The sequence below is a fragment of the Sphaerobacter sp. genome, assembly GCF_019683595.1.
GTDB lineage: Bacteria > Chloroflexota > Chloroflexia > Thermomicrobiales > Thermomicrobiaceae > Sphaerobacter.
In genome coordinates, this window is sequence record NZ_JADGHZ010000164.1 from 1 (window position 1) to 7390 (window position 7390).

Consider the following 7390-nt stretch of genomic DNA (forward strand, 5'->3'; position numbering starts at 1 on the left):
CCTCTCCCCTTGTGGGAGAGGGGGTTAGGGGGTGAGGGGTACCCCGCCTGCTACGCCACGCCGAACGCCTGCACCCACTTCTGGGCCAGGTCGAGGAGCGGGCTGGACAGGAGGCCGAAGACGAGCGTGCCGATCGCCATCAGCGCCAGCCCGGTGCCGAGCAGCGGGGTCCGCTGCGTCTTCCAGTCGCCGACCGGCTCGTTGAAGTACATGACCGCCACGACGCGCAGGTAGAAGAAGGCGGATACCGCGCTCATGACCACCACCGCCACGGCCAGCCAAATCAACCCCACCTGCACCGCGGCGAGGATCACGTAGTACTTGGCGTAGAAGCCGAGCAGCGGCGGCAGGCCCATCAGCGACAGCATGAAGACCGTCATCGCGATCGCAGCCAGCGGGCTGCGCGTCGCCAGCCCGCGGAAGTCGTCGAGGGTCACCCCGAGGCCGCGGGACTGCAACCACGTCACGACGCCGAAGGCGCCGATGTTCATGAAGGCATAGCTGAACAGGTAGAAGAGCACGCTGCTGACGCTGCGGTCGTCCGCGCTCATCCCACTGTAGGCCGCCAGCCCGACGAGGATATAGCCCGTATGGCCGATTGAGGAGTAGCCGAGCATACGCTTGACGTCGCGCTGGGCGATCGCCACCACGTTGCCGTAGACCATGGTGGCCAGCGCCAGGATCGCGATCAGGGTGAGCCAGGAGTCACTGAGCGGCCCCAGCGCCTGCACCAGGACGCGCGCCATCGCGGCGAAGCCCGCCACCTTCGGCACGACCGACATGTAGCCGCTGACCGGCGTCGGCGCGCCCTGATAGGCGTCCGGCGTCCACATGTGGAAGGGGACCGCGGCGATCTTGAACCCGAGGCCGATCGCCAGCAGCAGGAGCGCCAGCAGCAGCGACGCCTCGATGCCACCCTCGCCGGTGATGACCGGCCGCAGCCGGGCCGCGATCTCGTCCAGCGCCGTCGTTCCGGTGGCGCCGTAGGTCCAGGCCATGCCGTAGATCAGGATCGCCGTGGCGAAGGCGCCGAGCAGGAAGTACTTCAGGGCGCCCTCAAGCGAGGTGGCGCGCCGCCGGGCGAACCCGGTCAGTGCGTAGACGGCGAGCGACCCCATCTCGATGCCGAGGAAGATCATGAGCAGATCGCCGGCCGCGCCGACCAGCATCGTGCCCAGGATCGAGAAGAGGAGCAGCGCCAGATACTCCGGCCACGGCAGGCCCTCCGGCTCCTCGCCGCCCTCCACGTAGGACGATGAGATCATGACCGAGAGGATACCGGCAACGCCGACGACGATGTTGATGAAGAGGCTGAAGTAGTCGGCCTGGAACATGCCGTTGAAGGTGGACCGCCCGGCGTCCCAGTCGATCGTGAGGTTCGACAGGAGCGAGAGCGCGAGGCCGGCCAGCGCCACCCAGGTCAACACGCTATGCTGCCGGCGGGAGAGGATGAGGTCCCCGGCGAGCACGACCACGATCGTGCCCAGCAGGATCAGCTCGGGGACGATCAGACCCCACTCCGGCCGTACGAGTTCGACGACTGGCACCCTCGTGTCTCCTTCGCAAGGCGGGCGGCGGGGAATCCCCGCCGCACCGCACTACCGTGTGAACGCGCCGGTCGCTAGAAGCCGATCCCGCCGAACGGCTTCGCCACCAACTCAAGCGCCGTCCGCAGGAAGTTCATGAACCACTGCGGGTAGACGCCCATCCAGATCGAAAGGACCGCCAGCGGCGCCAGGGTCATGGCTTCGCGCCACGTGACGTCGCGGAACGTCCGCGGGTCGATCACGTCGTCGCCATGCTCGGCACCGCCCATCACCGGCCGCGGCTCGTCCGCGGCCAGCTTCGCCTCCGGGTCGTTCGCGTCCGGCGGCTCACCCGGAGCGCGCTGCCAGGCGACCCGCTGGAACATCCACAGCATGTACCAGGCAGAGAAGATCACGACCAGGAAGGCAATGACGCCCGCCGCGCGCTCGGCGCGGAAGGCTCCCAGGATCGAAAGGAATTCGCCAACGAAGCCGGACAGCCCGGGCAGCCCGAGCGAGGCGAAGGTGAAGAGCCCGAGGAACGACGCGTAGACCGGCATGTTGGTCGCCAGGCCGCCGAAGCGGCTGATGAGTCGCGTATGGCCCCGGTCGTAGATCACGCCGACGCAGAGGAACAGGGCGCTCGTCACCAGCCCGTGGCTGAGCATCACGATCATCGCGCCGTAGAGGCCCTGCGCGTTGAAGGCGAAGATGCCCAGGGTCACGAACCCCATGTGGCTGACCGAGGAGTACGCCACCAGCTTCTTCAGGTCGGGCTGCACCAGGGCTACCAGCGCGCCGTAGATGATGCCGATCACCGAGAGCACCATGATCACCGGCGCCCAGTCACGCGCCGCATCCGGGAAGAGGGGCAGGTTGAAGCGGAGCAACCCGTAACCGCCCATCTTCAGCAGCACGCCCGCCAGCAGGACCGACCCGGCCGTCGGCGCCTCGACGTGGGCGTCGGGGAGCCAGGTGTGGAACGGCCACATCGGCACCTTGATCGCGAAAGCGATGAAGAAGGCGGCGAAGACCCACATCTGGAAGGTGTAGCCGTAGTTGCCCTGCTGCAACTGCAGCACGTCCAGTGTGCGGATGCCCGTCTGTTCGAAGTAGGACTGGTAGAGCGCGATGATGCCGACCAGCATCAAGAGGCTGCCGGCCAGGGTGTAGAGGAAGAACTTGACCGCCGCGTAGATCCGGTTGGCGCTCCCCCAGACGCCGATCAGCAGCGCCATCGGGATCAGCATGACCTCCCAGAAGATGTAGAAGAGGAAGAGGTCGAGGCTGACGAAGACGCCGAGCATCCCCGTCTCCAGCAGCAGCATGGTGATCATGTACTCACGCACGCGGTGCTGGATCGAGGACCAGGAGGCCACGATGGCAATGGTCGTCAGGAGCGTGCTCAGGACGATCAGCAAGACGCTGATGCCGTCCACCCCGAAGTGGTAGGACACGCCGAGCGCCGGCAGCCACTCGAATCGCTCGACGAACTGCATGCCGCTCGCACTGGTGTCGAAGCCGGCCAGCATCACGAGCGACAGGACGAGCGACACCAGCGACGCCCCCAGCGCGACCCAGCGGGCCGCCTGCGGCGACGCCTTCGGCCAGAAGAAGATGATCGCGGCGCCGACCAGCGGCACGTAGGTCAACGCACTCAGAATCGGGAAACCGTCCACCTGCGCTCCTCTACCGCCTACTGGAACAGGTTGCTACCGACGATCAGGTAGACCCCGACGATAATCACGGTCCCGAGCGCGATGGCGAGCGCGTAGTTCGCCACCAGGCCGGTCTGGACCCGCCGCCAGCGCTGCGCGGTGAAGCTCACCAGCGCGGCCACACCGTTGACCGTGCCGTCGATGATCTGCACATCCACCACCCGCCACAGCCAGACCGACAGCCGGTAGAGCGGGTGCACGATGACCGTCTCGTAGATCTCGTCGAAGTACCACCGGCGATACGCGAGTTGATAGAGCGGGCCGAGCCGCGCCGCGATCGTCGCCGGGTTGAGCGAGCCGCGGATGTACGCCGCGTAGGCCAGGCCCAGCCCCGCCAGGGCGATCACGGTCGAGATGGCCCCAAACGTCAGCGTGGTCGCCGTCGACACGTGATGTGCCTCGGCGCCGTGCCCGCTGAAGACCGGCTCAAGGAAGTGATGGAAGGCGCCGTTCTCGGGCGGGAAGCCGACGAACCCGGCCAGCACGGCACCCGCGGACAGGATCAGCAGCGGGATCGTCATCACGGCCGGCGACTCGTGCGGCTTGACATGGTGCCGGTCAAAGCGCTCCTCCCCATGGAAGGTGAGGAACACGACCCGGAACATGTAGAGCGAGGTGAAGAGCGCCGCAATCAGCCCGACAATCGCGATGATCGGCCGCCCGCCGACCCAGGCGCCGACGATGATCTCGTCCTTACTCCAGAACCCGGCGAAGGGCACGATACCGGCATTGGCCGCCGCGCCGATCAGGAAGGTCCAGTAGGTCACGGGCATGTACTTCTTCAGCCCGCCCATGTGGCGCATGTCCTGCTCGTCGTGCATGCCGTGGATCACGCTCCCGGCGCCGAGGAAGAGCAGGCCCTTGAAGAAGGCGTGCGTCATCAGGTGGAAGATCGCCGCGGCCCAGGCACCGACCCCCAGCGCAAAGGCCATGTAGCCGAGCTGGCTGACCGTCGAGTAGGCGATCACCTTCTTGATGTCGTACTGCGTCAGGCCGATCGTCGCGGCCACGAAGGCGGTCGCGGCACCGATGATCGCCACCACCAGCATCGCATCCGGCGAGGCAGCGAAGATCGCCCAGGAGCGGGCGACCATGAAGATACCGGCCGTCACCATCGTCGCGGCGTGGATGAGTGCCGACACCGGGGTCGGACCCTCCATGGCGTCCGGCAACCAGACGAAGAGCGGGATCTGCGCCGACTTCCCGATGGCGCCGGTGAAGAGAAGCAGCGCGATCAGGGTCACCGTGCCCTGGGGCAGGCTGGCCACCCCCTCAAACACGCCGGTGTACTCCAGCGTGCCCAGGTTGACGAAGATCAGCATGACGCCCAGGCCGAAGCCGAAGTCGCCGACCCGGTTGACGACGAACGCCTTCTTCGCCGCCTGCGCCGCCGAGCGCCGCCGGTACCAGAAGCCGATCAGCAGGAACGAGCAGAGGCCCACCGCCTCCCAGAAGACGAAGAGCAGGAGGTAGTTGTTGGCGAGGACCAGCATCAGCATCGAGAAGACGAAGAGCGGGAGGTAGGAGAAGAAGCGATAGAAGCCGGGGTCGCCGTGCATGTACCCGACGGAGTAGATGTGCACGAGCAGGCCGACGCCGGTGACGACCACCAGCATCACGGCGGTCAACTGGTCGACGGTCAGCGCGACCGGGATCTGGAAGTCGCCCGCCGGGATCCAGGTGTAGAGATGCTGGCTGATCGCCTCGCCGTCGCCCGCGACCTGGGCGAAAGCGGCGACGCTGAGCACGAATGCCGCCGCCACCCCGAGGATCGCGAGCCAGTGCGCCCGATCCCGGATGTACCAGCGGCCGAAGAGAAAGTTGATGACCGCGGCGGCGAGCGGCGCCAGTGGAATGAGAAACAACCAGTTGGCCATCGCGACGGCTACTCCCCTACCTGCGCCTTACTCCACCGGCCGTGCTCGCCGGCAGCCTCCTCAACGATGCGCAGTCGTGCCACACCAGACCCCCGCGCCCGTCTACTCCCGCAGCTCGCGGACTTTGTCGATGTCCACCGTGTCGAGGCGCCGCGACAGCGCCATGATGATGCCCAGGCCGACCACCGCCTCTGCCGCGGCGACCGCGATGATGAACAAGGCGAAGGTCTGGCCCACGAGCGAGTTCTGCTCCCAGGCGAACCCGATGAAGCTGACGTTCACGGCGTTGAACATCAGCTCGACGCACATGAAGATGACGAGCACGTTGCGGCGCGTCAGCACGCCCATCATCCCGATGATGAAGAGGGCCGCGCTGAGCACAAGGAAATGGTTGGCGGTCAACTCACTCATGACCGGCGCCGCTCCCCCCAAACCGGCTGATCGAGGAAATCATCACCAGACTTGGCCATGACCAACTCGCGCTCGCCCGTCTCCGGCTTGATCCGGTCGCCCGCCACCGGGGGCAGCGCCGGCAGCTCAACCCCGTTCGCGCCGTCGGCACCCCGCGGGTGGCCCAGCGAGATGGTCGCCGTGTCGCGGGCCACGCGGCGCACCCGCGGCGAGTCGGGCCGCGCCAGCACAAGCGCGCCGATGGTGGCCACCAGCAACAGGAGCGCGGTGGCCTGGATCGGCAAGACATAGCCAGAGTAGAGCACCTGACCCAGCGCCTGGACGTTCCCGCCGACCGCCTGGACCGCCTGCTCCGACCACGGGCCGGGCTGCCCAACGACAGTGCGGGTCAGAATCGCGGCCAGCACCTCGCCCAGCAAGACCAGGCCGAGGATGAGTGCCAGCACGCGCTGGATCGGTCGCCCGCCGTGGAACTCGGGCAGATCCTCCGGGTGGACGAGCATGATCACGAACAGGACGAGCACCAGGATGGCGCCTGTGTAGACGATGATCTGCGCCGCCGCCAGGAACTCGGCCCGCAGGATGACGTAGATCGCGGCGACGTTGACGAAGCTGACGACCAGCGACAGTGCGCTGTGGACCGGCTTGCGCGCCAGCACGACGCCGGCCGCTGCCAGCACGGCCACCGCCCCAAGAATGTCGAATACCAGGACCTCAGCAGACATGACGCGGATCGTCTCCTCGTCGCTTCACCACGCACTGCGGGCGACCCGAGCCCGCGCCCCTAGAGTAGACCTAACCCCCAAAGTCGAATCAACCCGGTCAGCGCGACGTTGATCACGGCCAGCGGCAGCAGGACTTTCCACGCCAGGCCCATCAGTTGATCGTACCGGAAACGGGGCAGCGTGGTGCGCAGCCAGATGTAGAACAGGAGGAACAGCGCGGCCTTGGCCGCCAGCCACCAGACGCCGTCCGCGATCGGTCCGTCGATCCCGCCGAGGAACAGCGTCGCCGCCATGAGCGACACGACGATCATGTTGATGTACTCGGCCAGGAAGAAGAAGGAGAAGCGGAAGCCCGAGTACTCGGTGTGGAAGCCGCCGATCAACTCGGACTCGGCTTCGGGCAAGTCAAACGGCGCGCGGTTGGTCTCGGCCACGGCCGCGATCAGGAAGAGCACGAAGCCCAGCGGCTGGCTCAGGATGTACCAGTTCGGGATCTGAATCGCGCCCCCGAACGGGGTCAGCGGCTGCTGCTGGGCGTTGAGGATCTCGACGAGGCTGAGCGAGCCCGACAGGATGAAGATCCCCACCAGCGACAGCCCGAGCACGAGCTCGTAGCTCACCACCTGCGCCGCCGAGCGCAGCGCCCCGAGCAGCGAGTAGCGGTTGCCGGAGGCGTAGCCGCCCAGGATGATGCCGTAGACGCCCATGCCGCCCAGCGCCAGCACATAAAGCACGGCGACGTTGATGTCCGCCACATAGAGATTCACATCGTGGCCGAAGACGGTGATCGTGCCGCCGAAGGGGATGACCGCGGCGGACAGGGGAGCCAACACGAAGGAGATCAACGGGGCGATCAGGAAGACCAGCCGGTCCGCGTTCTTGGGGACGATGTCCTCTTTGGCCAGGAGCTTCACCCCATCGGCGATGGGCTGGAGCAGGCCGAAGGGACCGGTGCGGTTCGGCCCGACCCGGTCCTGCATCGCGGCCATCACCTTGCGCTCGATGTACGTCATGTAGGCCATCAGGCCGAGCATGACGTTGAGCACGATGAACGCGAAGATGTAGCTGCTGATGAACGCAGACCAGTTCATGCGCGCCTCTGCCTCAAGCTCCCCGTTGCTCCCCTACACCCC

Annotated in this window: 6 protein-coding genes; all 6 read right to left on the reverse strand. The window is 66.7% G+C overall.

Annotated features, from left to right (window positions below; genetic code table 11):
• Positions 1 to 50: 50 nt before the first annotated feature.
• The 6 genes from IRZ30_RS13960 to nuoH all read right to left on the reverse strand — a co-directional run bounded on the left by IRZ30_RS13960 (position 51) and on the right by nuoH (position 7348).
• Positions 51 to 1547, reverse strand: a complete 1497-nt coding sequence (locus IRZ30_RS13960; RefSeq protein WP_294086055.1) for an NADH-quinone oxidoreductase subunit N — start codon at positions 1545 to 1547, stop codon at positions 51 to 53.
• A gap of 74 nt (positions 1548 to 1621) precedes the next feature.
• Positions 1622 to 3205, reverse strand: coding sequence for an NADH-quinone oxidoreductase subunit M (locus tag IRZ30_RS13965; protein WP_294086056.1), 1584 nt, complete (start codon positions 3203 to 3205; stop codon positions 1622 to 1624).
• A 17-nt stretch (positions 3206 to 3222) separates the two neighbouring features.
• Positions 3223 to 5121, reverse strand: coding sequence for an NADH-quinone oxidoreductase subunit L (gene nuoL / locus IRZ30_RS13970; RefSeq protein ID WP_294086057.1), 1899 nt, complete (start codon positions 5119 to 5121; stop codon positions 3223 to 3225).
• Between the two features lie 102 nt (positions 5122 to 5223).
• Positions 5224 to 5532 carry an NADH-quinone oxidoreductase subunit NuoK gene (gene nuoK, locus IRZ30_RS13975; RefSeq protein WP_294086058.1) on the reverse strand — a complete coding sequence of 103 codons (309 nt, stop codon included), beginning with the start codon at positions 5530 to 5532 and terminating at the stop codon, positions 5224 to 5226.
• Positions 5529 to 6257 carry an NADH-quinone oxidoreductase subunit J gene (locus IRZ30_RS13980; protein ID WP_294086059.1) on the reverse strand — a complete coding sequence of 243 codons (729 nt, stop codon included), beginning with the start codon at positions 6255 to 6257 and terminating at the stop codon, positions 5529 to 5531. Before IRZ30_RS13980 ends, nuoK begins: the two co-directional genes overlap by 4 nt.
• Positions 6258 to 6316: 59 nt before the next feature.
• Entirely contained in the window at positions 6317 to 7348 is a 1032-nt protein-coding gene (gene nuoH / locus IRZ30_RS13985; RefSeq protein WP_294086060.1) for an NADH-quinone oxidoreductase subunit NuoH, read from the reverse strand.
• Positions 7349 to 7390 lie beyond the last annotated feature (42 nt).

What these genes read in the sequence shown, in the direction of transcription:
- nuoL (WP_294086057.1), bottom strand. Translation starts at nt 5,121, where the DNA reads ATGGCCAACTGGTTGTTTCTCATTCCACTGGCGCCGCTCGCCGCCGCG.
- nuoK (WP_294086058.1), bottom strand. Translation starts at nt 5,532, where the DNA reads ATGAGTGAGTTGACCGCCAACCATTTCCTTGTGCTCAGCGCGGCCCTC.
- IRZ30_RS13980 (WP_294086059.1), bottom strand. Translation starts at nt 6,257, where the DNA reads ATGTCTGCTGAGGTCCTGGTATTCGACATTCTTGGGGCGGTGGCCGTG.
- nuoH (WP_294086060.1), bottom strand. Translation starts at nt 7,348, where the DNA reads ATGAACTGGTCTGCGTTCATCAGCAGCTACATCTTCGCGTTCATCGTG.